This window comes from Streptomyces sp. KL116D (genome assembly GCF_030766975.1).
In the GTDB taxonomy this organism is placed as follows: Bacteria; Actinomycetota; Actinomycetes; order Streptomycetales; family Streptomycetaceae; genus Streptomyces; species Streptomyces longispororuber_A.
The window spans coordinates 184,095-210,973 of the sequence record NZ_JASERH010000035.1 but is presented as its reverse complement, the minus strand read 5'-3'; the positions used below and the strand labels follow the sequence as shown (position 1 = coordinate 210,973).

Annotated in this window: 21 protein-coding genes and 1 riboswitch; of the genes, 7 read left to right on the top strand and 14 right to left on the bottom strand. The window is 73.1% G+C overall.

From position 1 onward, the window contains the following. Window positions 1-5 precede the first annotated feature (5 nt). From RBJ77_RS14140 to RBJ77_RS14110, 7 genes are all read right to left on the bottom strand, one after another. A complete protein-coding gene (locus RBJ77_RS14140) occupies window positions 6-2,570 on the bottom strand; it encodes an ATP-binding protein (RefSeq protein ID WP_372345327.1) in 2,565 nt (854 codons plus the stop codon). Between the two features lie 17 nt (window positions 2,571-2,587). Beyond that, complete coding sequence (locus RBJ77_RS14135; RefSeq protein WP_372345326.1) at window positions 2,588-3,280, bottom strand: response regulator; 693 nt, start codon at window positions 3,278-3,280, stop codon at window positions 2,588-2,590. Then, window positions 3,280-3,933 (bottom strand): potassium-transporting ATPase subunit C, encoded by a 654-nt coding sequence (locus RBJ77_RS14130; protein WP_372345325.1) that lies wholly within the window; start codon window positions 3,931-3,933, stop codon window positions 3,280-3,282. Before RBJ77_RS14130 ends, RBJ77_RS14135 begins: the two co-directional genes overlap by 1 nt. A gap of 4 nt (window positions 3,934-3,937) precedes the next feature. After that, the gene (gene kdpB, locus RBJ77_RS14125) at window positions 3,938-6,046 is read right to left on the bottom strand and encodes a potassium-transporting ATPase subunit KdpB (RefSeq protein WP_372345324.1); all 2,109 of its coding nucleotides are present in this window, start codon (window positions 6,044-6,046) and stop codon (window positions 3,938-3,940) included. Window positions 6,047-6,088: 42 nt separating this feature from the next. Further along, window positions 6,089-7,750, bottom strand: coding sequence for a potassium-transporting ATPase subunit KdpA (gene kdpA / locus RBJ77_RS14120; RefSeq protein WP_372345323.1), 1,662 nt, complete (start codon window positions 7,748-7,750; stop codon window positions 6,089-6,091). Between the two features lie 8 nt (window positions 7,751-7,758). Beyond that, window positions 7,759-7,848 carry a K(+)-transporting ATPase subunit F gene (gene kdpF, locus RBJ77_RS14115; RefSeq protein ID WP_018533641.1) on the bottom strand — a complete coding sequence of 30 codons (90 nt, stop codon included), beginning with the start codon at window positions 7,846-7,848 and terminating at the stop codon, window positions 7,759-7,761. 257 nt (window positions 7,849-8,105) lie between these two features. Beyond that, on the bottom strand, window positions 8,106-9,977 hold the full coding sequence (locus RBJ77_RS14110) for an APC family permease (protein ID WP_372345322.1): 1,872 nt from the start codon (window positions 9,975-9,977) through the stop codon (window positions 8,106-8,108). Window positions 9,978-10,285: 308 nt separating this feature from the next. Between RBJ77_RS14110 and RBJ77_RS14105 the strand changes: the two genes are divergently transcribed. Beyond that, window positions 10,286-10,816: a hypothetical protein gene (locus RBJ77_RS14105; RefSeq protein ID WP_372345321.1), complete on the top strand. Its 531-nt coding sequence runs from the start codon at window positions 10,286-10,288 to the stop codon at window positions 10,814-10,816. A 111-nt stretch (window positions 10,817-10,927) separates the two neighbouring features. Beyond that, window positions 10,928-12,181, top strand: coding sequence for an MFS transporter (locus RBJ77_RS14100; protein ID WP_372345320.1), 1,254 nt, complete (start codon window positions 10,928-10,930; stop codon window positions 12,179-12,181). Between the two features lie 173 nt (window positions 12,182-12,354). Here the strand turns inward: RBJ77_RS14100 and RBJ77_RS14095 are convergent, their stop codons facing one another. The 4 genes from RBJ77_RS14095 to RBJ77_RS14080 form a co-directional block, all read right to left on the bottom strand. After that, the gene (locus RBJ77_RS14095) at window positions 12,355-13,158 is read right to left on the bottom strand and encodes a thioesterase family protein (protein WP_372345319.1); all 804 of its coding nucleotides are present in this window, start codon (window positions 13,156-13,158) and stop codon (window positions 12,355-12,357) included. A 137-nt stretch (window positions 13,159-13,295) separates the two neighbouring features. Continuing rightward, entirely contained in the window at window positions 13,296-14,768 is a 1,473-nt protein-coding gene (locus RBJ77_RS14090; protein WP_372345318.1) for a flotillin family protein, read from the bottom strand. Window positions 14,769-14,925: 157 nt separating this feature from the next. Continuing rightward, complete coding sequence (locus RBJ77_RS14085; protein WP_372345317.1) at window positions 14,926-15,441, bottom strand: hypothetical protein; 516 nt, start codon at window positions 15,439-15,441, stop codon at window positions 14,926-14,928. A 102-nt stretch (window positions 15,442-15,543) separates the two neighbouring features. Next, on the bottom strand, window positions 15,544-17,463 hold the full coding sequence (locus RBJ77_RS14080) for an NAD-binding protein (protein ID WP_372345460.1): 1,920 nt from the start codon (window positions 17,461-17,463) through the stop codon (window positions 15,544-15,546). 171 nt (window positions 17,464-17,634) lie between these two features. On the opposite strand from RBJ77_RS14080, the gene RBJ77_RS14075 reads away from it, so the two are divergent. Together RBJ77_RS14075 and RBJ77_RS14070 are read left to right on the top strand one after the other, a co-directional pair. Then, window positions 17,635-18,732 carry a PucR family transcriptional regulator gene (locus RBJ77_RS14075; RefSeq protein ID WP_372345459.1) on the top strand — a complete coding sequence of 366 codons (1,098 nt, stop codon included), beginning with the start codon at window positions 17,635-17,637 and terminating at the stop codon, window positions 18,730-18,732. Beyond that, window positions 18,729-19,319, top strand: coding sequence for a histidine phosphatase family protein (locus RBJ77_RS14070; protein ID WP_372345316.1), 591 nt, complete (start codon window positions 18,729-18,731; stop codon window positions 19,317-19,319). The genes RBJ77_RS14075 and RBJ77_RS14070 overlap by 4 nt, the downstream gene beginning before the upstream one ends. On the opposite strand, the gene RBJ77_RS14065 is transcribed toward RBJ77_RS14070, so the two are convergent. After that, window positions 19,320-20,084, bottom strand: a complete 765-nt coding sequence (locus RBJ77_RS14065) for a CbtA family protein (RefSeq protein ID WP_372345315.1) — start codon at window positions 20,082-20,084, stop codon at window positions 19,320-19,322. 22 nt (window positions 20,085-20,106) lie between these two features. Then, window positions 20,107-20,328, bottom strand: a complete 222-nt coding sequence (locus tag RBJ77_RS14060; RefSeq protein ID WP_255970780.1) for a CbtB-domain containing protein — start codon at window positions 20,326-20,328, stop codon at window positions 20,107-20,109. Between the two features lie 37 nt (window positions 20,329-20,365). Next, a riboswitch (cobalamin riboswitch) is annotated at window positions 20,366-20,503 on the bottom strand. A 148-nt stretch (window positions 20,504-20,651) separates the two neighbouring features. Here RBJ77_RS14060 and RBJ77_RS14055 point away from each other — a divergent pair. The 3 genes from RBJ77_RS14055 to meaB are packed head-to-tail and all read left to right on the top strand — an operon-like array spanning window position 20,652 to window position 25,652. Beyond that, on the top strand, window positions 20,652-22,478 hold the full coding sequence (locus RBJ77_RS14055) for a methylmalonyl-CoA mutase family protein (protein WP_372345314.1): 1,827 nt from the start codon (window positions 20,652-20,654) through the stop codon (window positions 22,476-22,478). Continuing rightward, complete coding sequence (gene scpA / locus RBJ77_RS14050) at window positions 22,475-24,652, top strand: methylmalonyl-CoA mutase (RefSeq protein ID WP_372345313.1); 2,178 nt, start codon at window positions 22,475-22,477, stop codon at window positions 24,650-24,652. The genes RBJ77_RS14055 and scpA overlap by 4 nt, the downstream gene beginning before the upstream one ends. A 16-nt stretch (window positions 24,653-24,668) precedes the next feature. Then, window positions 24,669-25,652, top strand: coding sequence for a methylmalonyl Co-A mutase-associated GTPase MeaB (meaB, locus tag RBJ77_RS14045; RefSeq protein ID WP_372345312.1), 984 nt, complete (start codon window positions 24,669-24,671; stop codon window positions 25,650-25,652). Here meaB and RBJ77_RS14040 read toward each other — a convergent pair. Beyond that, the gene (locus tag RBJ77_RS14040) at window positions 25,636-26,850 is read right to left on the bottom strand and encodes an MFS transporter (protein WP_372345311.1); all 1,215 of its coding nucleotides are present in this window, start codon (window positions 26,848-26,850) and stop codon (window positions 25,636-25,638) included. The genes meaB and RBJ77_RS14040 overlap by 17 nt on opposite strands. Between the last annotated feature and the right edge of the window lie 29 nt (window positions 26,851-26,879).

Sequence of the window (26,879 nt, the reverse complement as noted above, 5' to 3'; positions counted from 1 at the left end):
CGCCCTCATCGGGACGCCCGGCGTGGCAGGGGTGGCGGGGCGTCCCGTGCGGGCAGTGGCGCGGGGGCCGGCACCGTCAGGGTCAGGACCATCGTGAGGCCGCCGCCCGGGGTGTCCTCCGCCGTCAGCGTGCCACCCATCGCCTCGGCGAAGCCGCGGGCCACGGCGAGTCCGAGGCCCACCCCGGCGCCGTCCGGCGCGTCGCCGTGGCGCTGGAACGGGGCGAAGATGCGGTCCTTCGCCTCGTCGGGGACGCCGGGGCCGCGGTCCACGACGCGCAGTTCGACGCGGTCGGAGTGGGCGCTCGCGGCGATCAGGACCGGTACCCCGTCGGGGGTGTGCTTCACGGCGTTCTCGACGACGTTGGCGACGGACCGCTCCAGGAGTCCCGGGTCGGCGACCACCATCGGGAGCGTCTCGGGGATGTCGAGTTCGACCAGTCCGAGGCTGCCGTCCGGCACTCCCCCGAGGGCCATCGGCACCACCTCGTCGAGGTCGGTCTCCCGCAGCAGCGGAGCGACCGTGCCGGTGCGCAGCCGGGACATGTCGAGGAGGTTGCCGACGAGGTGGTCGAGCCGGTCGGCGCCGGTCTCGATGGCTTCCAGGAGGTCGGCCCTGTCCTGCCGCGACCATTCGACGTCGTCGGCGCGCAGGGACGACACGGAGGCCTTGATACCGGCCAGCGGGGTGCGCAGGTCGTGCGAGACGGCGGCGAGCAGCGCGGTGCGGATCCGGTCGCCCTCGGCGAGGGCGCGGGCCCCGTCCGCCTCGGACTTGAGGCGTTCCCGGTCGACGACGACCACGGCCTGCGCGGCGAACGCGGCGAGCACGCGCCGGTCCTCGGCGGGCAGCACGCGCCCGGACAGGACCAGCGCCACGTGGTCGTCCACGGGCATGTCGACGTCGGCGTCCTCGGGCCGGTCGACGGGGCGCGGCCCGACGCTGCCCGCGCAGGTCCACGGCTCGGTGTCGCCCGCCCGCTCCAGCAGCGCCACCGACTCCATCGCGAACGTCTCCCGTACGCGTTCGAGCAGGGCCTCCAGGCTGGTCTCGCCGCGCAGCACGCTGCCCGCCAGGAACGACAGGATCTCCGACTCGGCCCGCAGCCGGGCCGCCTGGTGCGTGCGCCGCGCCGCCAGGTCCACCACGGACGCCACCGACACCGCGACGCCGATGAAGATCGCCAGGGCGAGGATGTTCTTCGGGTCGGAGATGGTCAGCCGGTGGACCGGCGGGGTGGCGAACCAGTTGAGGAGCAGCGAGCCGAACGCGGCGGAGGCGAGCGCCGGCAGCAGTCCGCCGAGCAGCGCGGCGGCGACGGTGACCGCGAGGAACAGCAGCATGTCGTTGGCGAGGCCGAGGCCCGGGGCGACGCCGCTGATGAGGAGGGTCAGCAGGGCCGGGCCCCCGATGCCGGTCAGCCAGCCCCACCGGGTGCGGTCCCGGCCGAGTCCCTTGCGCGGGGCGGCCGCGAGGCCACGGCCGCGGCCCACCGCGTCGTGGGTGACGAGGTGGACGTCGAGGTCGGGTCCCGACTCGATGGCGACGGTGGCGCCGACGCCGGGCCCGAAGACGTACTGCCAGGCCCTGCGCCGGGAGACGCCGAGGACGATCTGGGTGGCGTTCACGCCGCGCGCGAAGTCGAGCAGCGAGGACGGCACGTCGTCGCCGACGACGTGGTGGAAGGTGCCGCCGAGGTCCTCCACGAGCGTGCGCTGGACGGCGAGTTCCCTGGGCGACGCGGCGGTGAGGCCGTCGCTGCGGGCGATGTAGGCGGCCAGTACCTCGCCGCCGGCGCCCTTCTCGGCGAGCCGGGCCGCGCGTCTGATCAACGTACGGCCTTCGGGACCGCCGGTCAGTCCGACGACGATGCGCTCGCGCGAGGCCCAGATCTTCGAGACGCGGTGTTCGCTGCGGTACGCCTGGAGGTGTTCGTCGGCGCGGTCGGCGACCCAGAGCAGGGCCAGCTCGCGCAGCGCGGTGAGGTTGCCCGGGCGGAAGTAGTTCGAGAGCGCCGCGTCGACCTTGTCGGACTTGTAGATGTTCCCGTGGGCCATGCGGCGGCGCAGCGCCTGGGGCGACATGTCGACCAGCTCGATCTGATCGGCCCTGCGCACCACCTCGTCGGGCACGGTCTCCTGCTGGCGTACGCCGGTGATCGCCTCGACGACGTCGCCCAGCGACTCCAGGTGCTGGATGTTGACCGTGGACACGACGTCGATGCCCGCCGCGAGCAGCTCCTCGACGTCCTGCCAGCGCTTGGCGTTGCGGGAGCCGGGCACGTTCGTGTGCGGCAGTTCGTCGACCATGGCGACCTGTGGCCGGCGGGCGAGGACCGCGGCCACGTCCATCTCGGTGAACTGCGTTCCCCGGTAGTCGAGTTGCTGTCGCTCGACCTGTTCGAGGCCGTGCAGCATGACCTCGGTGCGCGGCCGGTCGTGGTGCTCGACGAACGCGACCACGCAGTCGGTGCCGCGCTCGATGCGGCGGTGGGCCTCGGAGAGCATCGCGTACGTCTTGCCGACGCCGGGTGCGCTGCCGAGGTAGATCCTGAGCTTGCCGCGCGCCATCAGCCTGTGTGTTCCCCTCAGTGCCCTGGGTTCTCGAAGCGGTAGCCCATGCCGGGCTCGGTGATCAGATAGCGCGGGTGGGAGGGGTCCGCCTCCAGCTTGCGGCGCAACTGGGCCATGTAGACGCGGAGGTAGTTCGTCTTGGTGCTCTGCGAGGCCCCCCAGACCTCGTGCAGCAGCTGCTTCTGGCTGATCAGGCGGCCCGGGTTGCACACCAGGATCTCCAGCAGGTGCCACTCCGTCGGGGTCAGCCGGACGTCCCGCCCGCCCCGTACGGCCTTCTTCGCCACGAGGTCGACGGTGAAGTCGTCCGTCGTGACGACGACGGTGTCCGGGGCGACGGGCGCCGACTCGGTGCGGCGCACCGCCGCCCGCAGCCGGGCGAGCAGTTCGTCCATGCTGAACGGCTTGGTCACGTAGTCGTCGGCCCCCGCGTCGAGGGCCTCGACCTTCTCCTCGGAGGCGCGCCGCGCGGACAGCACCATGATCGGTACCCGGGTCCAGCCGCGCAGCGCCCGGATGACGTCGACGCCGTCCATGTCGGGCAGGCCCAGGTCGAGGACGACCACGTCGGGCCGGCGGGCGGCGGCCAGCCGGAGCGCGGTGGCTCCGTCCGGCGCCGCGTCGACCCCGAACCTGCGGGCCTGCATGTTGATGACCAGGGCACGGACGAGCTGGGGGTCGTCCTCCACCACCAGTACCCGGGTCATCAGCTCTTGGTGGTCAACTGCTGGAGGGCGATGTTGAGTTCGAGCACGTTGACCGTCGGTTCCCCCATGAATCCCAGGATCCGGCCGTCCTTGTGGCCGTCGACGAGCTTCTGGACCTGTGCGACGGAGAGGTGGTTGCGCTCCGCGACGCGGTGGACCTGGAGGTCGGCGTACTCCGGGGAGATCGCCGGGTCCAGACCCGATCCCGACGAGGTGACGGCGTCGGCGGGGATGCTCGCCGGCCGGACCTTGTACGTCGCCGTGGAGTTGTCCTTGATGACGGCGGCCCGCGCCTGCTTGACCTGCTTGACCAGTTCGGGGTTGTCGCCCGCGAGGTTGGTGGCGCCGGACAGGATCAGCTTGTACTGGGTGTTGACGCTGTTCTCGCCGAGGCCGTTCGAGGGGCGCGGCTGGAACCACGTGAGGTCCGGCTTGCCGTCCTTGGTGAGGTACGTCTGGCCGATGAGGGAGGAGCCGACGACCTTGCCGTCGGCGTTCTCGATCTCGGAGCCGTTGGCCTTGCCGTGGAAGGCGGCCTGGGCGACGCCGGTCACCGCGAGCGGGTAGAGCACGCCGCAGACGACGGTGAGGAGGATCAGGGCCCGGAAGCCCGCCCAGAGCAACCGGCCGGTGTTTCCTACGGAGTTGTTCATGGCCTTAACCGATTCCGGGGATGAGGGAGATGAGCAGGTCGATGATCTTGATGCCGACGAAGGGGGCGATCAGACCGCCCAGTCCGTAGATCCCGAGGTTGCGGCGCAGCAGCTTGTCGGCGCTGACCGGCCGGTACTGGACGCCCTTCAGGGCGAGCGGGACCAGCGCGATGATGATGAGCGCGTTGAAGATGACCGCGGACAGGATCGCGGAGTCGGGGCTGGACAGCTGCATGATGTTCAGCGTCTCGAGGCCCGGGTAGACCGCCGCGAACAGCGCCGGGATGATCGCGAAGTACTTCGCGACGTCGTTGGCGATGGAGAACGTCGTCAACGCGCCCCGGGTGATGAGGAGTTGCTTGCCGATCTCGACGATCTCGATGAGCTTGGTCGGGTTCGAGTCGAGGTCGACCATGTTGCCGGCCTCCTTCGCGGCCGACGTGCCGGTGTTCATCGCGACGCCGACGTCCGCCTGGGCCAGGGCCGGGGCGTCGTTGGTGCCGTCGCCGGTCATCGCGACGAGCTTGCCGCCCGCCTGCTCCCGCTTGATGAGGGCCATCTTGTCCTCGGGAGTGGCCTCCGCGAGGAAGTCGTCGACGCCCGCCTCCTCGGCGATCGCCTTGGCCGTCAGCGGGTTGTCGCCGGTGATCATGACGGTCTTGATGCCCATGCGGCGCAGTTCGTCGAACCGCTCGCGCATGCCGTCCTTGACCACGTCCTTGAGGTGGATGACGCCGAGCACACGGGCACCCTGCGCGTCCTCCATCGCCACGAGCAGCGGCGTGCCGCCGGCCTGGGAGATCCGGTCGGTCACCTCGCGGGCGTCCGCGGCCACGTCGCCGCCCTGCTGCTCGACCCAGGCGATCACGGAACCCGTGGCGCCCTTGCGGATCTTGCGGCCGTCGACGTCGACGCCGGACATCCGGGTCTGCGCGGTGAACTCGATCCACTCGGCGCCGACGAGCTCGCCCTGATGGCGCTCGCGCAGGCCGTACTTCTCCTTGGCGAGGACGACGACGGAGCGGCCCTCGGGGGTCTCGTCGGACAGCGAGGAGAGCTGCGCCGCGTCGGCGAGCTGGGCCTCCGTGACCCCGCGCACCGGCACGAACTCGGCGGCCTGGCGGTTGCCGAGGGTGATGGTGCCGGTCTTGTCGAGCAGCAGCGTCGACACGTCGCCGGCCGCCTCGACCGCCCGTCCGGACATCGCGAGCACGTTGCGCTGCACGAGCCGGTCCATGCCGGCGATGCCGATCGCGGAGAGCAGGGCGCCGATGGTGGTCGGGATGAGGCAGACCAGGAGCGCGACGAGGACGACCATGCTGAGGTGCTTGCCCGCGTAGTCGGCGAACGGCGGCAGGGTGGCCACGGCCAGCAGGAAGACGATCGTCAGCGAGGCGAGCAGGATGTTGAGCGCTATCTCGTTCGGCGTCTTCTGCCGGGCGGCGCCCTCGACCAGGTTGATCATGCGGTCGATGAAGGTCTCGCCGGGCTTCGTCGTGATCTTGATGACGATGCGGTCGGAGAGCACCTTGGTGCCGCCGGTGACGGCCGAGCGGTCGCCGCCGGACTCGCGGATGACCGGGGCCGACTCGCCGGTGATGGCCGACTCGTCGACGGAGGCCACGCCCTCGACGACGTCGCCGTCGCCGGGGATCACGTCGCCGGCCTCGCAGACGACGAGGTCGCCGACCTTCAGCTCCGTACCGGGGACCTGCTCCTCGCGGTCACCCACGATGCGGCGCGCGACGGTGTCCGTCTTGGCCTTGCGCAGGGTGTCGGCCTGGGCCTTTCCGCGGCCCTCGGCGACGGCCTCCGCCAGGTTGGCGAAGATCACCGTGAGCCACAGCCAGGCGCTGATGACCCAGCCGAACCAGTCGGACGGGTCCTTGAAGGAGAACACCGTCGTCAGGACCGAGCCGATCAGCACCACGAACATCACGGGCGACTTGACCATGGTGCGCGGGTCGAGCTTGCGGCAGGCGTCCGGCAGCGACCTGATCAGCTGCTTCGGGTCGAAGAGACCCGCGCCGACCTTGCCTTCGCCGTCCTGACCTGACTTGTGACCGGTCGGCACGTCCTGGTGCGGCGCCCGGGTGGGTGTGACTGTGGACATGGCGTCCTCTGAATTCTTCGTCTTCTGGGTGTCGGTACTCATCTAGGCCAGCCCCTCGGCGAGCGGGCCGAGCGCGAGCGCCGGGAAGTAGGTCAGGCCGGTGATGATCAGGATCGTGCCGACCAGCAGGCCCGTGAACAGGGGCTTCTGGGTCCGCAGGGTGCCCGCGGTCTCCGGGATCGGCTTCTGCTCGGCCAGCGAACCGGCCAGCGCGAGCACGAACACCATCGGCAGGAACCGGCCGAGCAGCATCGCGAGGCCGATCGTGGTGTTGAACCAGTTCGTGTCGGCGCTCAGCCCCGCGAAGGCGCTGCCGTTGTTGTTGGCGCCGGACGTGAACGCGTAGAGGATCTCGGAGAATCCGTGCGCGCCGCCGTTGAGCATCGAGTCCTTCGGCGTCGGCAGGGCCATCGAGAGGGCCGTGAAGACGAGGACGAGCGTCGGCGTGATGAGGATGTAGCAGGCCGCGAACTTGATCTCGCGGGTGCCGATCTTCTTGCCGAGGTACTCGGGCGTGCGACCGACCATCAGACCCGCGATGAACACCGCGATGATCGCCATGATCAGCATGCCGTAGAGGCCGGAGCCGGTGCCGCCGGGCGCGATCTCGCCGAGCTGCATGCCCAGCATCGTGATGCCGCCGCCGAGTCCGGTGAGCGAGGAGTGGAAGCCGTCGACCGCGCCGGTCGAGGTGAGGGTCGTGGAGACCGCGAAGATCGACGTGCCGCCGATGCCGAAGCGGTTCTCCTTGCCTTCCATGGCGCCGCCGGCGAGGTCGAACGCGGGGCCGTGGTGGGCGAACTCGGTCCACATCATCAGCGCGATGAAGCCGACCCAGATCGTCGCCATCGTGGCGAGGATCGCGTAGCCCTGCTTGATCGAGCCGACCATCTTGCCGAACGTGCGGGTCAGCGCGAACGGGATGACGAGGATCAGGAAGACCTCGAAGAGGTTGGAGAACGCGTTGGGGTTCTCGAAGGGGTGGGCCGAGTTGGCGTTGAAGTAGCCGCCGCCGTTCGTGCCCAGCTCCTTGATGGCCTCCTGGGAGGCGACGGCGCCGCCGTTCCACTGCTGGGTGCCGCCCGTGAACTGACCGACCTCGTGGATGCCGGCGAAGTTCTGGATCGCGCCGCAGGCGACCAGGACGAGCGCGCCGACGACGGCTATCGGGATCAGGATGCGGACGGTGCCGCGGACCAGGTCGGCCCAGAAGTTGCCCAGCTCACCGGTGCGGGAGCGGGCGAAGCCGCGGACGAGGGCCACCGCCACGGCGATGCCCACCGCCGCCGAGACGAAGTTCTGCACGGCGAGGCCGCCGGTCTGCACGACGTGGCCCATGGCCTGTTCGCCGTAGTACGACTGCCAGTTGGTGTTGGCGACGAAGGACGCGGCCGTGTTGAAGGCCTGGTCGGGGTCGATCGACCGGAAGCCGAGCGAGCCGGGCAGGCTGCCCTGCACGCGCTGCATCAGGTAGAGGAAGAGGACGCTCACGGCGGAGAAGGCGAGGACGCCGCGGAGGTAGGCGGTCCAGCGCATCTCCGCGTTGGGGTTCGCGCCGATGCCCTGGTAGATCCACTTCTCCACCCGGAGGTGCTTCTCGGAGGAGTAGACCCGGGCCATGTAGTCGCCGAGGGGACGGTAGGCCAGTGCCAGCGCCGCGATCAGCGCGAGCACCTGGAGCACTCCGGCAAGTACGGGGCTCATATCTGTGCTCAGAACCTCTCCGGGTAGATGAGGGCGAGGACGAGATAGCCCAGCAGGGCGACGGCCACGACGAGGCCGACGATGTTCTCGGCGGTCACAGCTTCGTCACCCCCTTGGCGACGAGTGCCACCAGCGCGAAGACCGCGATCGTGGTGACGACGAAGGCCAGGTCGGCCATCGTGAGCTCCCTGGATGAGGATTCGGATAGGAACTGCGGAGCAGTGCCGGGGACTGCTCGGCACTGACGGGGACTGACACCTTGAGGAAACCCCCGGCCATGGCCGGTTTCGATCCCCCTTGACGGCTCCCATACGGGGGCGTACGCGCCTTTGACGCGTCCCTTACGCCGGGTACGTCAGGTGAGCCGGAACCGCAGCCGGCAGATGACCGCGTCGGTGTCGCGGCGCACCGCGTGGGCGACGACGGCGCCGCGCTGGTTCTGCAGGATCCGCTGCCAGGCGCGGCCCGGCTCGGCCTCCGGGATGAGGACGGTGACCCGGGTGCCGGGCTCCACGGCCGCCACGTCGCGCACGTACGCGGCGACGGGCCTGCCGATGGTGCGCCGCTCGGACGGGATGTGGACGAGGTCGACGCCCGGGTTCCACAGCGCCCAGTCCCGGGTCAGGGCCTCCGTCTGCTCCCGGTCCTCCGGGTCGGAGTGGCAGACGGTGACGGCGCGCACCTCGTCGCCGAGGGAGATCGCGGCGGTCAGCGCCTCGCTGGTGAGCCGGGAGATGCCGGAGACGGGGACGACGACGAGGGACCTGGCGTGGGTCGGGCAGTCCGGGATGCGGCCGAGGCCGAGACGTTCGCCGATCCGGGCGTACGCGCGGTGCACGGCCTGGAACGCGAGGACGAGCAGGGGCAGCGCGACCACGATCAGCCAGGCGCCGTCGTGGAACTTGGTGGCGGTCACGACGATCGCGGAGACACCGGTGAGCAGGGCGCCGAGCCCGTTCAGGAGCGTCTTGCCCAGCGAGCCCGGCACTCCGCGCCAGTGGATCACCATGCCGACCTGGGCGACGGTGAAGCCGATGAAGACCCCGATGGCGAAGAGCGGCACGAGGGTGTTGGTGTCGCCGCCGGAGAACACCAGCAGGGCGGCGGAGATCCCGGCGAGGGTGAGGACGCCGTGCCGGTGGACCTGACGGTCGGCCTTGAGGGCGAAGACGTGCGGCAGGTAGTTGTCCCGGGCCAGCAGCTTGAGCAGGACCGGGAGGCCGCCGAAGGACGTGTTCGCGGAGAGGGCGAGCAGGAGCATCGTCGCGAACTGCACGACGTAGAAGGCCCAGTTGTGGCCGAGGGACGCGTCGGCGAGCTGGGCGAGGACGGTGACGCCCTCGACCGGCTGGAGGTGGAACCGGGAGATCAGCACGCTCAGGCCGATCAGCATCACGCCGAGCACGGCGCCGAGGGCGACCTCGGCGCGCTGGGCGCGGCGGGCGCGCGGGGCGCGGAAGGACGGCACGGCGTTGGCGATGGCCTCGACGCCGGTGAGCGCGGAGCATCCGGAGGCGAACGCCTTGAGCAGGAGCAGCGCGCCGACGGTGGTGGCGTCGTCCGCGAGGACGGAGGCGTGGCCCGCGGCGGCCGCCGTGGAGACGGGGGCGTCGCGGAACAGGCCGACGGCGATGAGGATCAGGATCGAGGCGACGAAGACGGCCGTCGGCACGATGAAGGCGCGGGCCGAGTCGACGATGCCGCGCAGGTTCACGCCGGTGATGACGACGAGGACGGCGAGGCAGATCAGCAGCCGGTCGCCGTACAGGCCGGGGAAGGCGGAGGTGAGGGCGGCGACGCCCGCGGTGACCGCGACGGCGACGTTCAGGACGTAGTCGAGGACGAGGGACGCCGCCGCCACGAGGCTGGTGCGGGCGCCCAGGTGCCGCTTCGCCACGGCGTAGGAGCCGCCGCCGTCCGGGAACGCGGCGATGACCTGCCGGTAGGAGGCGACGAGTACGGCGAGGAGTGCGGCGATGGCGAGGGTGACCGGGAGGGTGAAGCCCAGGCCGTGGCCGCCGGCGGCGGCCAGGACCAGCACGATGGCCTCCGGTCCGTAGGCCACCGACGCCATCGCGTCCAGGGAGAGTGCGGCGAGGCCCGTGAGGGTGGTGAGGCGGTGCTTCTCGGCCTGGGCGTCGCGGGGGTCGGGGGGTTCCTCGGTGCCGGGGCCTGGGGTGGGGCCGGGGGCGGGGACGGGGCCTGGTCGCGTTGTCCTGGTGGTCATGTGGGTGGCCTTCTCGCCGTGGGTGGTGGTCGGTCGCCCGGGGCGGGCGACTGTTCGTCGTGGCCGGTCGCACGGTTCCCGCGCCCCTTCGGACGCAGCGGGACCGGGAACGAACCGGCCTGCTCAGGCTGGGGTCTGCGCTCGGCCGGGGCCCTCGCTCCTAGCGCGTTCTTCGCGGCGAAGCCGCCGAACCTGACGGGTTGTTGACGGCGGCCGGGACCGGGGCCCGTCAAGAAGCCGTGCGGAGTTCCGTTCCGGCCGCGTCAAGAACGCGGACGCGGGCCGGCGGTCTGCCTACGGTCTGCGCCATGCCAGACACCTTCTGCGCCATGCCGGACACCTTCTGCGCGCGTGACGAACGCTGGGCCGGCGAGGCGCGCAGTGCCGTGCTGTACGCGGCCGTGCTGTTCGTACTGCTGCTCGGGATCGACGCGCTCACCGGTCAACTCGCCCCGTGGCGGGTCGTGTTGTGGGCGTGGCTCGGGGCCGCGCTCGGGCTCGTGCTGCTGCCCGCGCGGGTCGGCGCGACGGCGGACCGGCTCACGGCGCGGGGGCTGTGGCGGGAGCGCAGCGTGCGGACGGACCGGCTCGTGGCGGTGCGCTGCGTGGACGGAGTCGCCCACCGGCTGGTGCTCAGGGACGATCTGGGCGGCCGGGTCGAGATCGATCCGGCGGTCCTGGTGGCCAATCCCCCGCTGTGGCGGCTGCTCGACGAGGCGGCCCGGGTGTCCGTGGAGCGCGGGCTGCTGCTGTGCGGCGGGGCCGCGCTGCGGCGGCTCGCGCGGCAGGTCGACGGGGAGCTGGCGCGGACCGTGTTCCAGGTGTCGGGGCTGCGCTGACGCCGCAGGCGGCGCCGGACGAGATCGACGACCTGGCTGCGGAGGGCCGCTCGGGCCGCCTAGGGTGCGGAACGTCCGTGCCCCGTGCACCCGTTCGCGGAGGAACCGCCCATGAAGGAACGCCGGTACCGCCTCCTGGTGACCGGTTACGCGATCTCGTCCTACGGCACGTACCTGAACCTCGTCGCGCTGAACCTGTACGTGTACGCGGTCACGGGCCGGGCCCTCGCGGTCGGCGTCTTCATGGCCGTGCGGCTCGCGGCGGGGTTCCTCGCGGGGCTCGGCGCCGCCGCACTGCTGTCCCGGTGGGCGGCGAAGCCCGTGCTGCTGTGGACCAACGTGGTGCAGGCCGGCGCGCTGCTGCTGCTCGTGTGCGCGCCCGACGGGCTCCGCACGGCGGCGCTGTTCCTCGTCTCCGCGGTGGCCGGCGCGGCCGGCACGTGCTTCCTGGTCGCGTTCCGCAGCTCGATCCCCGACATGGTGGACGAGGGGCGGCACACCTGGGCCAACTCCCTGATGGTGAGCGGCCGTTCGGTGGCGATGGTCGTCGGGTTCGCGTCGTCGGGCGTCGTCGTCTCGCTGCTCGGCTACACCGCGGCGTTCCTCGTCGACCTGGCGACGTTCCTGGTGTGCGCGGCCGCGGTGGCGCTGCTGCCGCTGTCGGCGCCCGCGGTGACCGGCCCGAAGGAGACCCCGGCGGACGGCTCCCGCGGGCGGCGCGTGCCGGGGGCCCTGGTCGCGCTCGGTGCCGCCCCGGTCGTCGCGCTCATGGTCGCCCTGCGCGGGGTCGACGCGCTCGGCTCGTCCTCGCACAACGCGGCGCTGCCGGTGTACTCGACGCAGCTGGACGCCGGCCGGCCCGCCGTGTTCGTCAGCGTCTTCTGGTGCACGTGGGCGCTGGGCAACGTGCTGGTGCAGCAGGTGCTCCAGCGGTACGTGAAGCGGTCGGGGCGGTCGGTGGGGGCGCTCGGGTTCGGCCTCGGCACCATCGCGATGTCGGCGGCCTTCGTCCTGGCGTTCGCCGGTCTGCCGTGGCCGGTGACCGTGTCCGTGGCGCTGCTGGCGGGTGCGGCCGACGGCGTCACCGAGGTGGCGTACAGCTCGCACCTGCAGACGCTCCCGGCCGGTCTGCGCACCCACGCCTTCGGACTCTCGGCGACCGTCGAGAACCTCGGCTTCGGCGTCGGCATGATCGTGGTCGCGGCCGCCCTCGACGCCTTCTCGCCGCTGTCGGTGGTCGGCGCGGCGCACGGTGCGGCGATCGTCGTCGCCGTGGTGTTCGTGGCGCGGGTGCTGCGGCAGCGGCGGGCGCGCCCGGCGCAGCGCGCGGACGGCCCGCCGCGGGGCGCGCGGGAGGCGGCCTAGGAGCTGTCTCCCAGGTCCCTCCGTCCGCCCGAAGGGCGGGCCCCGCGGCGTCCGGTGCGTGCTCTCGGCGTGCCGGGCTCAAGGTCTCGTACTGGATGTACTCGGCCTTGCGCCCGGTGCGGCGAGAGCGCGTGCCGGGCGTCGCGGGGCAGGAGGGATCCGGGAGGCAGGCCCTAGCTCCCCGGCTGGGGCCGCACCGTGAGGATCTGCTGGGCGTGTCCGACGGCCCCGTCCGTGTCGTGCAGCACCGTGCTGGTGACCCCGTGCCCGGCGGGCCCGAACGTCACCGTGGTGTCGAGCCCCGTCCAGCTGCCGCGCGGCTGCCGGTGGAGGTGCACGGTGAGGTCGACGTTGGGGAACATCCACTCGGCCGGCGACTGGCGGACCGCGATGCCGTTGGCGGTGTCGACCAGCGCGACGAACGACGCGAGCGGACTGCTCGGCTCGCCGGCGACGAGGTCCAGCGGGGTGGAGATCCACGCGGTCGTGCGGCCCGGTGTCGGCGGGGCGACGGGGCGGACGTCGATCGACGCGATGTATCCGCCGGGCCAGTGCTCGGCCATCGGCCACGGGTCGAGCCCGTCGGGCGCGGTGAGCGGCTCGGGGGCGCCGCCGGCGACGTCGGCGGTGTCCCCGGAGGCGAGCAGCCAGGCGCGGGCCCGCACGACGGCCCGTCCGGCTATCCGGACGACGGCTTCGAGGAGTTCGATCGTGCGGCCGGGCCGGAGGGTCTCCACCCGGATCTCGCACTCGTCGAGGGCGAGCCGCCCGAGGATGTCGAAGCTGATCCGGGAGAGCGCGGGGGCCGGCCCCCCGGCCGCCGGTGGGCGCTCGGCGAGGTGCCGGTCGATCGCGTGCACGACGAGGCCGCCGAGCGGACTGAAGTGGATCTCGTCGGTGGCCCAGGCGCCGCCCGCGTGCGCGGTGGGCTTGTAGCGGTGGGCGTCGATGCGCTCGAAGTAACTGCCGGTGGACAAGTGGTGCTTCCCCTTCGCTGGTGGACCGACGGCCGACGTCGCTGGTGGGCCGGTGACCAACGTAACCGAGCGCCGGACGGCGACGGCCCCGGCCGGGGGCCGGGGCCGCGGGTGCGGGTGCCGTGGGTGCGGTGCTGTCAGTCGCCGATCTCGATCCGCCCGTCGGCCGGGGCGGCGCCGGCCTGAGCGGCACTCTTCGGTGCGGTGCCCGTCGGGGCGGGTACGAGGCCCTCGAGACCCTTGCCGCCCGCGGTGACGTTCTTCAGCAGGGCCGCGAGGTCGACTCCGGCCGTGGAGTTGAGGAGTTCCACGCCCTGGGCCACGTTGTCGGCGACCGTACGCGTCAGCCGGCTCGCGCCGTCCGTGGAGATCACCGTCATCCTGTCGACGGCGGCCAGCGGCTCGGACGCCTTGGCGACGACCTGCGGCAGCACCTCGACGAGCATCTGCAGCACGGCCGCGTCGCCGTACTGCGCGAACGCGTCGGCCTTCTTCTGCATGGCCTCGGCCTCCGCGGCGCCCTTCGCGCCGATCGCGGCGGCCTCCGCCTCGCCCTCCAGGCGCACGGCGTCGGCGAGCGCGGCGCGCTGCGCCTTCTCGCCCTCACCGGTGAGGCGGGCCCGCTCGGCGTCCGCCTCGGCCTGCTTGACCAGGCCGATCCGGCGGGCCTCCGCCTCCTGCTCGGCCTGGTAGCGGGCGGCGTCGGCGGGCTTGCGCACCTGGGTGTCCAGCTCGCGGTCGGTCAGGGCGGCCTGGCGCTCGGCGACCTTCTCCTGCTCGGACAGCACCTCCTGGCGGCGGGCGGCCTCGGCGAGCGGTCCCGCCGCGTTCGCCTGCGCCGCGGCCCGGTCGGTCTCGGCCTTGATCTCGGCCTGCTTCAGCGCGAAGGTGCGCTGCGCGATCGCGATCTCCTCCTCGGCCTTCAGGCGTGCCTGCTCGGAGGCGCGGCGGGCGACGGCCTCGGCGATGTCGGCCTCCTGCCGGGCGCGGGCCGCCTCGGGCCGCCCCAGGTCCTCCAGGTAGGAGCCCTCGGTGGTGATGTCCTGGATCTGGAAGGCGTCGAGGACGAGTCCCTGCCCGGACAGCGACGCCTCGGCCTCCTCGGCGACCTGTCCGGCGAACGCGGCCCGGTCACGGATGACGTCCTCCACGGACATCCGGCCCACGATCGAGCGGAGCGCGCCGGAGAGCACTTCCTGGGTGAAGCCGACGATGCCGTCCTGCTGCATCAGGAAGCGCTGCGCGGCGGCGCGGATCGAGTCCTCGGTGCCGCCGACCTTGACGATGGCGACGCCCTCCAGGTGCGCCTTCACCCCGCGCAGGGTGACGGCGCCGCGCACCGCGACCGGGATGTGCCGCGAGGAGAGGTCGAGGGTGAACTTCTGCTGGACGAACGGGACGACGAAGACGCCGCCGCCGACCACGACCTTCTGGCCGCTGTTGTCGGTGAAGACCCGGCCGGTCTCGGGATCGGTGGACTTCTTGCCGCGCCGGCCGGTGACGATGAACGCCTCGCTGGGCCCGGCGACCTTGTACCGGGTGACGACGACGAGCGCCAGCAGGACCAGGAGTACGACGACTCCGGCGACGGCGATGGTGACAGGGCTCATGGTGGGTTTCCCCTCTGCCTCCCGGGAGACGGCAGTCGTTGGGCGGAGCGGACGGCCGGGGCCGCCCGGATCATGGGCGATGGGCACACGGGTGGGGCGCGGGTGCGGTCAGCGGTCCGCGGTCCGCAGTCAGCGGTCCGCGGTCAGCAGTTAGCGGTCAGCGGTCGACGGGGCGGACCTCGACCGAGGTCGCCGAGAGCAGGCCGGTCACCCACACCTCGGTGCCGCGGGCGACGGCGGCCTGACTCCTGGCCGCGAACTTGGCGGGCTGGCCCGCCAGTTGGAGCAGCACCTCGCCGTACCCGTCGGCCGGGACGGCCGTGACGACGGTGCCCGCGGTGCCGACGAGGTCGTCGCCGCGCGGGGTGCCGGCCGTGTCGTCCCGCATCAGGGCACGGGTCGCCTTCCAGGTCAGCCAGCCGGTGGCGACGCCCGCCCCGGCCCCGACGAGGGTGGCGGGTGCGGCGCCGAGTCCGGTGGTGCCGAGGACGATCGCGCCGCCGAAGCCGAGCATCGACAGGAAGCCCGCGATCACCGGCAGCGAGAGCAGCCCGTCGAAGAGTCCGTCGAGGACGCCTGCTCCGTCGAAGAGCCCTTCCAGAACGCCGTCGAGCACCAGCGACAGCACGAGCAGGACCACGCCGACGATGCCGAGACCGAGAAACCAGGTCATGTCGTCGACCCCCCTGCCAGCGCGTTGTCGTGTGCCTGCCGTGATGCTGTCACGGGCGACGGGCCGGGCGAACTGCCGGTTTCCGGCAATCTTTACGCGTTCTTAATGCCTGGCCGCGTCCCGGGTCCCCGGCCGGTGTCCGAGCAGTTCGGCCAGGCCCTGCCGGGTGGCGGCGACGACGACCCGGTCGGTGGGGCGCAGCACGTAGCCGGGGTGCAGCCGCCAGACGAGACCGGTCGGCGCCGCGCCGGTGCGCTCCTCGTCGGGGGCGGCGGTGAGGTCGGGCCGCCGTTCGTGCGGCGCGCTGGAGTCGATGGCCAGCACCCGCCACGCCCCTGGCCGGAACGATTCGGCGACGGTACGCCCCTCCAGCTGCGGCTGCCCGGCGACGTCGAAGGCCGCGAACAGCAGCACCCGGCGCTCGACGGGGACGGCGCCCAGCACCCGGCGGCCCATCATCGCCCCGGCGAAGGCGGGCGCGGCGAGCGAGGTGACGCTGCGGCTGCGGGTCAGGGCGCGGGGGTGGGCGGAGCGCAGCGTGCGGTAGACGGCGGTGGCGAACGCGTCGTCGTACAGCCGCAGCGAGACCCGCAGGTCGGCCTTGACGGAGCGGGCGTACAGGACGGCTTCGAGGTTGGTGGTGTCATGGCTGGTGAGGGCGAGCAGGGCGTGCGCGCGGTGGACCTTCGCGGCCTCCAGGACGCCTTCGTCGCGTACGTCGCCGAGGACGGTCGGCACGCGCAGCCTGCGGGCGAGCGGGATGCCGCGGGCGTCGGGGTTCTCCTCCACGCACACCACGGGGATGCCCAGTTCGTGCAGGCGGGCCAGGACGCGGGTGCCCACCTTGCCGAGGCCGAGCAGCACCACGTGACCGGACAGGCCGCGCGGCGGACGGCGCAGCGCGGACGCCGTGCGGAACGTGCCGAGCGCCTCCAGGACGGCGGCCAGCAGGACCGGCAGCAGCAACAACCCGGCCAGGCCGGTGAGCAGTTGGAGGATCTGCCGGGCGGCGGGCTCGCCGATCGCGGGGTCGTCGATGGCGAACAGGTCGAGGAGGGTGAGATAACCGGCGCGCAGCGGATGGTTCTCGGTGGTGGCCCAGGTGGCGAGGGCCAGTCCGAGGACGCAGATCACCAGTCCGGCGAGCGACCAGCGCAGCCGCCGGGAGAAGAGCGAGCCGAACGGCAGCGCCCGCCCCGACAGCCGGCGCGGCGGCAGCACGGGACCCGCCGGGGTCACGGTGTCGAGGACGACGGTGCCGCGCCCGGTGGAGGCGGCGACGGTCCGGTCGTCGGGCAGCAGCAGCGGCCCGTCCCGCCCCGACGCGTCCGAACCCTCCGCCCCCGCCGGGTCGTTGGTGGTGGACGACAGCAGCGCGAGCGTGCAGATCCCGGGGTCGGCGACCTCGCCACGGCCGGGCGGGTGGCGCTCGACGGCGCGCAGCAGCAGTCCGTCGGCCTGGACCACCTTGCTCGTACCGGCCACGGCGGTCGCGGCGAGCGCGGGCGCGGCGGTGTCGGCGTCCGACAGGACGGTCGTGGAGGTGTCCAGGGCGTCCGGGTCGAGTCCCGGCTGCGCCAGCACCGCGGCCTGGTCGAGGAGCTGGGCGAGGTGCTGGCCGAGGCGCCGGTCGTAGAGCCGGATCACCAGGCGCAGCCGGGGGTTGAGGCGCCGGGCGGCCAGGGCGGCGCGGATGTTCGTCTCGTCGTCGTCGTGCACGAGCGCCAGCGCGTCCGCGCGCAGCACGCCCGCCTCCAGCAGTGCGTCCTCGTCGAGCACCGGCGCCTCCAGGACTCGCGGCGCCCGGCCGGGCAGCGAGTCGTCGGCGGCGGGCGCGGCCCGGTTCATCGCGGCCTGCACCCGGCCGAGCAGCGCCGCCGCGCGCAGCCGGCCGGTCACGGCGGGCTCGGGCTCGGCGGCGGCGCCCGCGGCCGGGACGACGATGGTGACCTGCGAGCGGTACAGGTCCCGCAGTTCGGCGGCCAGCCGCTCGGCGAGCGCGTCGTCGCCACAGACGATCATGTGGCCGGGCAGGGAGGGCCGCTGGGGCTGATGAGGTAACGACACAGGGATCATGGTGCCCCCCGCCGGTGGGCGGCCGTGGCGCATCGGCTAAGAAGACGTCAGGACGACGGCAGACGACGGCGGACGACGGCGGACGACGTCGGGGCCAGGACGACGACAGGGGTGGAGATGGCGCCGCAGGAGGACGTCCCCGCGGAGTTCCTGGACGGGTTCGCCCGGGTGGTGGCGGACGCCTCGGCCACCGGCCGGCGGCTGACCCGGGACGAGCTCGACGGGCGCCGCGCGCTGGGCGAGCGGGCCGCGGAGAAGGGGCTCGGCCTGCGCGATCTGGTGGCCGCGCACCTGGCGCAGCTGCGTACGGACACGGTCGGCGCCCGCGCCGGGCTCGACAGCGTCGTCACGGTCGGCGCCCAGGCGCTCGACGCGTTCGCCGAGGGCTACGAGCGGGCGCAGCGGCTCACCATGCGGCAGGAGGAGGCGGCCCGCCGCGACTTCATCGACGATCTGCTCTACGGCCGCAGCGACCTGGGCCAACTCGCCGAGCGGGCCGAGCGGTTCGGGCTGCGGCTGTCGTCCGGGCACGCCGTCGCGGTGGCCCGTGGGCCGGTCGCGTACGAGGAGGGCGGCGCGGTGTCCCGCGAGGTCGAGCGGGCGGTGATCGCCCGCTTCGGCAACCGGCACATCCTGCTGACCGCCAAGGACGGCCGGCTGGTCTGCATCGCCCCCGGCGACCAGCAGAAGGTCCTCGCCCACTTCGCCGAGCAGGCGTGCGCCGCGGGCGAGGGCGTCCAGGTCGCCGTCGGCCGCCCGCAGTCGGGCCCAGGCGGCGTCGTCCAGTCGTACGAGGAGGCGCTCAACGCGCTGGACCTGGCCGCCCGCCTCGATCTGGACGCCCCGGTGCTGCGCGCCGCCGACCTGCTCGTCTACCCGGTGCTGACCCGCGACCGGCAGGCGATGGCCGACCTCGTCCAGCACACGCTCGGCCCGCTGCGCGGGGCGCGGGGCGGGGCGCAGCCGCTGCTCGACACGCTCACGGCCTACTTCGACTCCGGCTGCGTGTCCGCCGAGGCCGCCCGCCGGCTGACCCTGAGCGTGCGCGCGTTCACCTACCGCCTGGCCCGCATCCACCAGCTCACCGGCGCCGACCCGGCCGACCCGGTGCACCGCTACGCGCTGCAGACCGCGGTGATCGGCGCCCGGCTCCTCGACTGGCCGGGCCCCGCACCCGTCCACCCGCCCGCCCCGTCCCCGAGGAGTCCGTCGTGACCCGACGCGTCCTGTTCGTCTCCCCCGCCATGAACGCCTCGCTGCGCCAGGCCCGGTTCGACGACGGGGCCGCGCTCGACGCGTCGGGGCGGGACGCCGCGCGGGCGGCGGCCGGAGCGCTGGTGACGGGCGCGGGCGCGCCGGCCGTCACGTCGGGCAGCAGGCGCTGCCGCGAGACCGCCGAGGCCCTCGGTCTCGACGCGTCGGCCGCGCCGGACGGACTGGCCGCCCAGGACATGGGGCGCTGGCGGGGCAGGACGCTCGCGGAGGTGACCGGGGCCGAACCGCTGGACGTCGCGCGGTGGCTCGACGATCCGGAGTTCGCGCCCGGTGGCGGGGAGTCGGTGGCCGGTGTGTGCGCCCGGGTGGCGCGGTGGCTCGACGCGCTGGCGGACGACGCGCAGGTGGTCGCCGTCGTGGAGCCCGAGGTGGTGCGCGCGGCCGTGGTGCACGCGCTGGGCGCGCCCGTGTCGGCGTTCTGGCGCTGCGACGTCGCGCCGCTGACGGCCACCGGGCTGAGCGGCCGGGGCGCACGCTGGAACGTGCGCCTCGGAGGACCGCTCAGCCCCGCGGATCCGTCGGACTGATCACCGGCCGGCCGGTACCGCCGGTGCGGCCGGGACCGCGGCCGGCTTCGGCTGGAGCAGGCGCTGGGCCAACTCCCCGAAGATCAGGCCGAATCCGCTCCACAGGGTGACCTGGATGGCCAGCGCGGAGAGCCGGAAGCGCCACAGCAGGGTGGCGGGGAAGTGCTCGGGCACGTCGTTGACCACGGGCAGGACGGCGAAGGCGATGCCCGTCACGACGACGAAGCCCAGCACGCCGGCCAGCGTGGCGTAGTACGTCCCGATCCGCGGGGCGAGCCGCTTGCCGAGGACGGTGGCGCCGGTCGCGAGGAGCACGCTGAGCAGGATCATCAGGAAGTAGAGGGTGGTCCGCTTGCCGATGGTGTCGGGGTTGCCGACGGCGGGCGGAGTGGCCGGGTACTTCAGGTACGGCACGACGTACACGGCCAGCAGTGCGCAGCCGGACAGCAGCAGCGCGGTCGCCCGCGGACCGAACCGGCCGGCGCGGCCGAGGGCGAAGCAGTAGGCGAGGGCGGCGATGCCGCCGAAGGCGACGCCGTAGACGAGCATGCCGGTGGCGAGGCCGGCCGTGGACTGCAGGCTCCGGGAGACGAGTTCGGCCTCCTCGCCGCCGTGCGAGTGGGCCGCGTGGGCCTCCTCGAAGCCGATGGCGCCGTCGACGCTGGGCTCGCCGAGCCAGTAGGCGATGACCAGGGCGAGCACGCCGGCCGCCAGGCCGGCGAGCATGCCCCGAACGAGCAGGTTGCGTACGGTGGTTGAGTTCATGAGCGCGCGACGTCCCTCTGGATCAGTGGCAGGGGAAGCCGAGCAGGTGGCGTGCGTCGTGCACCCATTCATGGACCCCCGCGCCACTGAACACGGAGGTGGCGCCCTGTTCGGCGCCGACGAAGTACAGCAGGACCAGCATCAGGATGCCGAAGAAGGCGGCCCAGGGGGCGATGACCTTCAGCGGGAGTTTGGCCGGCAGGACCGGCGTGGTGGCGGTCGGCTGGGCGACAGGCTGCGCCATGGCAGTGCCTCCTTGGGAGTTCGCGTCCCGTTTCGTTGGTGCACATGACGACCGTCACGGGTCTGACTCACGAGGAGCCCGGGGGCTCGTCGTTCACAGTGGCGCGACCGTGCCGGACTCTCACCGGCTTCCGTCGACCGTCGTCGATAACGACATGACGCTACCGTGTGACGCGTCCATGGCCAAGACCGGGCGGACGGCGGGCCGGGGGCGCGCGGGGCCCGGGGACCGCTCATAGTCGCAACCGGCCGGGAAGCCAAGGCGAACAAGGTCACACGGGTCGGCTCTGCTGTCGCTGTAGTCATCTCCCCTAGCATCCGAGCATGACGGTCCTGCCAGACGACGGGCTTTCCTTGGCGGCCGAGTTCCCCGACGCGACGCACGAGCAGTGGCAGCACCTGGTCGCGGGTGTCCTGCGCAAGTCGGGCAAGGAACTCTCGGCGGCCGAGGCGGAAGACGCCTTGTCCACTCCGCTCGAGGACGGGCTGCGCGCCCGCCCGCTGTACACCTCCGGGGACGCGACCACGGTCGCCTCCGGCCTGCCCGGTTTCGCGCCGTTCGTGCGCGGCGGCCGGGCCGAGGGCAATGTCGTGGGCGGCTGGGACGTGCGCCAGCGGCACGCCGTCGCCGACGCCGCGGCGGTCCTCGCCGACCTGGAGAACGGGGTCACGTCGCTGTGGCTGACCGTGGGCGGCTCCGGCGGCATCCCCGTCGAGGCGCTGCCCACCGCGCTCGACGGCGTGCTGCTGGACCTCGCCCCGATCGTCCTGGACGCGGGCGCCGAGACCGCGGCCGCCGCCGACCGGCTGCTGCGGCTGTACGCGGACGCGGGCGTCGCCGACGACGCCGCGCGCGGCAACCTGGGCGCGGACCCGCTGGGCCACGAGGCGCGCACCGGCACCGGGTACGACGACGAGGCCGTCGTCGAGCTCGCCCGCCGGTGCACCGCACGCCACCCCGGCCTGCGGGCGCTGACCGTGGACGCGCTGCCGTACCACGAGGCGGGCGGTTCGGCCGCGCAGGAGCTGGGTGCGTCGCTGGCGACCGGGGTCGCCTATCTGCGCCTGCTGACGGCGGCCGGGCTGACGGTCCGGCAGGCGCTGGCGCAGCTGGAGTTCCGGTACGCGGCGACCGCCGACCAGTTCCTGACCATCGCCAAGTTCCGGGCGGCGCGCCGGCTGTGGGCGCGCGTCGCCGAGGCCTGCGGGGCGGCCGACGCGGGTGCGCAGCGCCAGCACGCGGTGACCTCGTCGGTGATGACGACGCGCCGCGACCCGTGGGTGAACATGCTGCGGACCACCATCGCCACGCTGGCGGCGGGCGTCGGCGGCGCCGATTCCGTGACGGTGCTGCCCTTCGACGACGCGCTGGGGCTGCCGGACGCGTTCGCGCGGCGGATCGCCCGCAACACCTCGACGATCCTCATCGAGGAGTCGCACCTGGCGCGGGTCATCGACCCGGCCGGCGGCTCCGGGTACGTGGAGCGGCTCACCGACGAACTCGCCCACGCGGGCTGGGAGTTCTTCCAGCTGATCGAGCGGTCCGGCGGTCAGGCGGCCGCCCTGCGCTCCGGTCTGGTCCGCGACCGGCTCGCCGAGACCTGGGCGGCGCGCAGCGCCCGCCTGGCCCAGCGGCGTGAACCGATCACCGGTGTCAGCGAGTTCCCGCACCTGGGCGAGAAGCCGGTGCGGCGCGCCCCGGCGCCCGCGCCCCCGTCGGGCGGTCTGCCGCGGGTCCGCCGCGACGAGGCCTTCGAGGTGCTGCGGGCCCGCTCCGACGCCCATCTCGAAGCCACCGGGGCCCGCCCCCGGGTGTTCCTCGCCGCGCTCGGCCCGGCCGGCGCCCACACCGCCCGGCTCGCCTTCGCCGCCAACCTGTTCCAGGCGGGCGGCATCGAGCCCGTCAGCGACGGCACCTTCGAGGAGAGCGGGGCGCGCGAGGCGTGCCTGTGCTCCAGCGACGAGGTGTACGCGGAGCAGGCCGACGCCACCGTCCGGCAGTTGCGGGCGGCCGGTGCCGAGCACGTCCTCCTCGCGGGCCGGCCGGGCGCGGCGGGCCGGTCCGACGGCATCGACACCTACGTCTTCGCCGGCTGCGACGCCGTGGCCGTGCTCTCCGCCTCGCTCGACCGCATGGGAGTGTCCCGATGACCGTCCCCGACTTCTCGGCGATCGATCTCGGCGCCCCGGCGGGCGCCCCCGGCGCCGACGAGTGGCGCGCCGCGCTGAAGCGGGCCACGGACGGCAACGACCTCCGGTGGGAGACCCCCGAGGGCATCGCCGTCGAACCGCTGTACACCGGCCGGGATCTGGAGGGCCTCGACTTCCTGGACACGTATCCGGGCGTCGCGCCGTACCTGCGCGGCCCCTATCCGACGATGTACGTGAACCAGCCCTGGACGATCCGGCAGTACGCGGGCTTCTCCACGGCCGAGGAGTCGAACGCCTTCTACCGGCGCAATCTGGCGGCCGGTCAGAAGGGCCTGTCGGTCGCCTTCGACCTGCCGACCCACCGCGGCTACGACAGCGACCACCCGCGCGTCACCGGTGACGTCGGCATGGCGGGCGTGGCCATCGACTCGATCTACGACATGCGCCAGCTCTTCGACGGCATCCCGCTGGACAGGATGACGGTGTCGATGACGATGAACGGCGCGGTGCTGCCGATCCTCGCGCTCTACATCGTGGCGGCAGAGGAACAGGGCGTACCGCCCGAGAAGCTCGCGGGGACCATCCAGAACGACATCCTCAAGGAGTTCATGGTCCGCAACACCTACATCTATCCGCCCAAGCCCTCGATGCGGATCATCTCCGACATCTTCGCGTACACCTCGCAGCGGATGCCGCGCTACAACTCGATCTCCATCTCCGGCTACCACATCCAGGAGGCGGGCGCGACGGCCGACCTGGAGCTGGCGTACACCCTCGCGGACGGCGTGGAGTACATCAGGGCGGGCCGCGAGGCGGGCCTGGACGTGGACGCGTTCGCGCCGCGCCTCAGCTTCTTCTGGGCGATCGGCATGAACTTCTTCATGGAGGTCGCCAAGCTCCGCGCGGCGCGCCTGCTGTGGGCGAAGCTGGTGAAGCAGTTCGACCCGAAGAACGCCAAGTCCCTTTCGCTGCGCACCCATTCGCAGACGTCGGGCTGGTCGCTGACGGCGCAGGACGTGTTCAACAACGTGACGCGTACGTGCGTGGAGGCGATGGCGGCGACCCAGGGCCACACCCAGTCGCTGCACACGAACGCGCTCGACGAGGCGCTCGCGCTGCCCACCGACTTCTCCGCCCGCATCGCCCGCAACACCCAGCTGCTGCTCCAGCAGGAGTCGGGTACGACCCGGGTCATCGACCCGTGGGGCGGCAGCGCCTACGTCGAGAAGCTGACCCACGACCTCGCCCGGCGCGCCTGGCAGCACATCCAGGAGGTCGAGCAGGCGGGCGGCATGGCGCAGGCCATCGACGCGGGCATCCCCAAGCTGCGCGTGGAGGAGGCCGCGGCCCGCACCCAGGCCCGGATCGACTCCGGCCGGCAGCCGGTGATCGGGGTGAACAAGTACCGGGTCGACAGCGACGAGCAGATCGAGGTCCTCAAGGTCGACAACTCGTCGGTGCGCGCCCAGCAGATCGCCAAGCTGCGGCGGCTGCGCGAGGAGCGTGACGAGCGGGTCTGCCAGGACGCGCTCGACGCGCTCACCCGGGCGGCGGGCGGCGACGGCAACCTGCTGGAGCTCGCCGTGCACGCGGCGCGCGCGAAGGCGACCGTCGGCGAGATCTCCGACGCCCTGGAGAAGGTGTACGGGCGGCATGCCGGGCAGATCCGTACGATCGCCGGCGTGTACCGCAACGAAGCAGGCCAGTCGCCGTCGGTGGACCGCACCCGGGCCCAGGTGGACGCGTTCGCCGAGGCCGAGGGCCGCCGGCCGCGCATCCTCGTCGCCAAGATGGGCCAGGACGGTCACGACCGCGGCCAGAAGGTGATCGCGACCGCCTTCGCCGACCTCGGCTTCGACGTCGACGTCGGCCCGCTGTTCCAGACCCCGGGCGAGGTGGCGCGCCAGGCCGTCGAGGCGGACGTGCACATCGTGGGGGTGTCGTCGCTCGCGGCCGGACACCTCACCCTCGTGCCGGCGCTGCGCGAGGCACTGGCCGAGGAGGGGCGCGACGACATCATGGTCGTGGTCGGCGGAGTGATCCCGCCGGCCGACGTGCCGACGCTCCTGGAGATGGGCGCGGCCGCCGTCTTCCCGCCCGGCACGGTGATCCCGGACGCGGCCCACGACCTGGTGGCGCGGCTGGCCGCCGACCTCGGGCACGACGACCTGTGAGCCGGTGACCGCGACCATGGCCATCGATCTCGACACGTACGTCAAGGGCGTCCTCGACGGGAAGCGGGCGATCGTCGCCCGGGCGATCACCCTGGTCGAGTCCACGCGCCCGCAACACCGCGCGCTGGCCCAGGAGTTGCTCACCCGGCTGCTGCCCTACAGCGGCCGGGCGCGGCGCATCGGGATCAGCGGGGTGCCGGGGGTGGGCAAGTCGACGTTCATCGACGCCTTCGGCACGATGCTGACCGGTCTCGGGCACCGGGTCGCCGTCCTCGCGGTCGATCCGTCGTCCACCCGGACCGGCGGGTCGATCCTGGGCGACAAGACCCGGATGGAGCGGCTCGCGGTCGATCCCGCGGCGTTCGTCCGGCCCTCCCCCACGGCGGGCACGCTCGGCGGGGTCGCGAAGGCGACCCGCGAGTCGATCGTGGTCATGGAGGCGGCCGGCCACGACGTGGTGCTGGTCGAGACGGTCGGCGTGGGCCAGTCGGAGACGGCGGTCGCCGACATGGTCGACTCCTTCCTGCTGCTGACCCTGGCCAGGACCGGCGACCAGTTGCAGGGCATCAAGAAGGGCGTCCTGGAGCTGGCCGACGTGATCGCCGTGAACAAGGCCGACGGCCCGCACGAGCGGGACGCGCAGGCGGCCGCACGCGAACTGGCGGGCGCACTCCGGCTCATGCACGGCAAGGACGCCTTCTGGGCGCCGCCCGTGCTCAGTTGCAGCGCCCGCGAGTCGACCGGGCTCGACGTGGTCTGGCAGCGGCTGGAACAGCACCGCGCCCTCCTCGACTCCTCGGGCCGGCTCGACGCGCGGCGCCGCGATCAGCAGGTCGACTGGACCTGGACGATGGTCCGGGACGAACTGCTGGGCCGGCTGCGGGCCGACCCCGAGGTCCGCTCCCTCGCCCCCGGCCTCGAACAGCGGGTGAGGCAGGGCGAGTTGACGGCGACGCTGGCCGCGGAACGGATCCTGGAGGCCTTCAGGACTGATCGTTGACCGAAGCCCGTACATGCTGCCCCGCCGCGGGTGCGGCGGATCCTTCAGCCACCGGACGCGACGACCGGCGCCCCGCCCCCACGACGACGCCCGCGACGACGGCCATGGCCACGGACAGCGCGACGAATCCGGTGGAGAAGGTCGCGGTCCGGGCGGCGAGTCCGAGCAGCAGGGACCCGAGGCCGGTACCGGAGTCGTAGCCGATGTTCCAGGCGACGGAGGTGGTGTGCCGGTTCCCGGCTCCGGCCTGGCTGAAGGCGTGCACGAAGGTGATGCTCTGCAGTCCTCCGTACGCGGTCCCGAGCAGCAGGAGACCGGCCGCGAGCACGGCGATGGAGGGCTGCCCGGAACGGACGGCGACGGCGACGAGGGCGAGCCCGGCGCAGCCGGTGACCAGGAGGGCACAGGTCAACGGGCGGGGCGCGAACCGGTCCACGAGGACTCCGCAGCCCCACCGGCTGCCGGCGGCCGTGGCGGTGAAGAGGAGCAGCGCCGCCGCGGCCACGGCGGGCCGGCCGGCGAACTGGGGCGTGAAGGTCAGCACGGCCCCGCCGGCCGCGGTCACCAGCAACAGGGTGACCAGCGGCAGCCGGATGCGACGGAGCACGGTGGCCGTGGGCGAGACGTCCGCCCCGGCCTGCTCCGCCCCGGACTCCCGGGTACGGGCGTCGACGGCCCGCCCGAGCCCGCGGGCGAACGGCAGGGCGAGAACGGGCACCACTCCGCAGGCGATGATCACCGGAAGGCCGAGGGCCGCGGCGAGGGCCGGGGCGGCCGGGGTCAGCACCATCTGGGGCACGGCGAGCGCAAGCCCGTACAGCCCGATGGCCGCGCCCTGACGCCCGGCAGGTGCGAGGGTCGCGGCGGCGGTGGACCCGCACACGGTGACGATGCCGAAACCGAGCCCGCGCAGCCCGGTGCTGAGCAGGATCACCCACAGGCTGTCGCTGACCGCCTGCACCGGCGCGGGCAGTCCGAGCAACAACGCCCCCAGGGCAAGCGTCCGCGGCCAACCCACCCTGCGCAGAACGGCCCTGACGAGCAGTTGGGCCAGCACGGTGGTGGCCATGAGCGTGGCGGTGACGAGCCCGGCCCCGAACTCGTCGGCACCTCCGTGCACGGCCCACTCGGGCGAGACGGGCAACAGCAGCGCGAACCCGGCGAGGCAGAAGCCCGCGAGGAGGATCAGGTGGGGCATCCCGGGAGCGGTGATGACGGACGACTTCG

What these genes read in the sequence shown, in the direction of transcription:
- kdpA (WP_372345323.1), bottom strand. Translation starts at nt 7,750, where the DNA reads ATGAGCCCCGTACTTGCCGGAGTGCTCCAGGTGCTCGCGCTGATCGCG.
- RBJ77_RS14090 (WP_372345318.1), bottom strand. Translation starts at nt 14,768, where the DNA reads ATGAGCCCTGTCACCATCGCCGTCGCCGGAGTCGTCGTACTCCTGGTC.
- RBJ77_RS14140 (WP_372345327.1), bottom strand. Translation starts at nt 2,570, where the DNA reads ATGGCGCGCGGCAAGCTCAGGATCTACCTCGGCAGCGCACCCGGCGTC.
- scpA (WP_372345313.1), top strand. Translation starts at nt 22,475, where the DNA reads ATGACCGTCCCCGACTTCTCGGCGATCGATCTCGGCGCCCCGGCGGGC.
- RBJ77_RS14065 (WP_372345315.1), bottom strand. Translation starts at nt 20,084, where the DNA reads ATGAACTCAACCACCGTACGCAACCTGCTCGTTCGGGGCATGCTCGCC.
- RBJ77_RS14080 (WP_372345460.1), bottom strand. Translation starts at nt 17,463, where the DNA reads ATGATCGTCTGTGGCGACGACGCGCTCGCCGAGCGGCTGGCCGCCGAA.
- meaB (WP_372345312.1), top strand. Translation starts at nt 24,669, where the DNA reads ATGGCCATCGATCTCGACACGTACGTCAAGGGCGTCCTCGACGGGAAG.
- RBJ77_RS14075 (WP_372345459.1), top strand. Translation starts at nt 17,635, where the DNA reads ATGGCGCCGCAGGAGGACGTCCCCGCGGAGTTCCTGGACGGGTTCGCC.
- RBJ77_RS14040 (WP_372345311.1), bottom strand. Translation starts at nt 26,850, where the DNA reads ATGCCCCACCTGATCCTCCTCGCGGGCTTCTGCCTCGCCGGGTTCGCG.
- RBJ77_RS14100 (WP_372345320.1), top strand. Translation starts at nt 10,928, where the DNA reads ATGAAGGAACGCCGGTACCGCCTCCTGGTGACCGGTTACGCGATCTCG.
- RBJ77_RS14060 (WP_255970780.1), bottom strand. Translation starts at nt 20,328, where the DNA reads ATGGCGCAGCCTGTCGCCCAGCCGACCGCCACCACGCCGGTCCTGCCG.
- RBJ77_RS14130 (WP_372345325.1), bottom strand. Translation starts at nt 3,933, where the DNA reads ATGAACAACTCCGTAGGAAACACCGGCCGGTTGCTCTGGGCGGGCTTC.
- RBJ77_RS14085 (WP_372345317.1), bottom strand. Translation starts at nt 15,441, where the DNA reads ATGACCTGGTTTCTCGGTCTCGGCATCGTCGGCGTGGTCCTGCTCGTG.
- kdpB (WP_372345324.1), bottom strand. Translation starts at nt 6,046, where the DNA reads ATGTCCACAGTCACACCCACCCGGGCGCCGCACCAGGACGTGCCGACC.
- RBJ77_RS14135 (WP_372345326.1), bottom strand. Translation starts at nt 3,280, where the DNA reads ATGACCCGGGTACTGGTGGTGGAGGACGACCCCCAGCTCGTCCGTGCC.
- RBJ77_RS14110 (WP_372345322.1), bottom strand. Translation starts at nt 9,977, where the DNA reads ATGACCACCAGGACAACGCGACCAGGCCCCGTCCCCGCCCCCGGCCCC.
- RBJ77_RS14055 (WP_372345314.1), top strand. Translation starts at nt 20,652, where the DNA reads ATGACGGTCCTGCCAGACGACGGGCTTTCCTTGGCGGCCGAGTTCCCC.
- RBJ77_RS14105 (WP_372345321.1), top strand. Translation starts at nt 10,286, where the DNA reads ATGCCAGACACCTTCTGCGCCATGCCGGACACCTTCTGCGCGCGTGAC.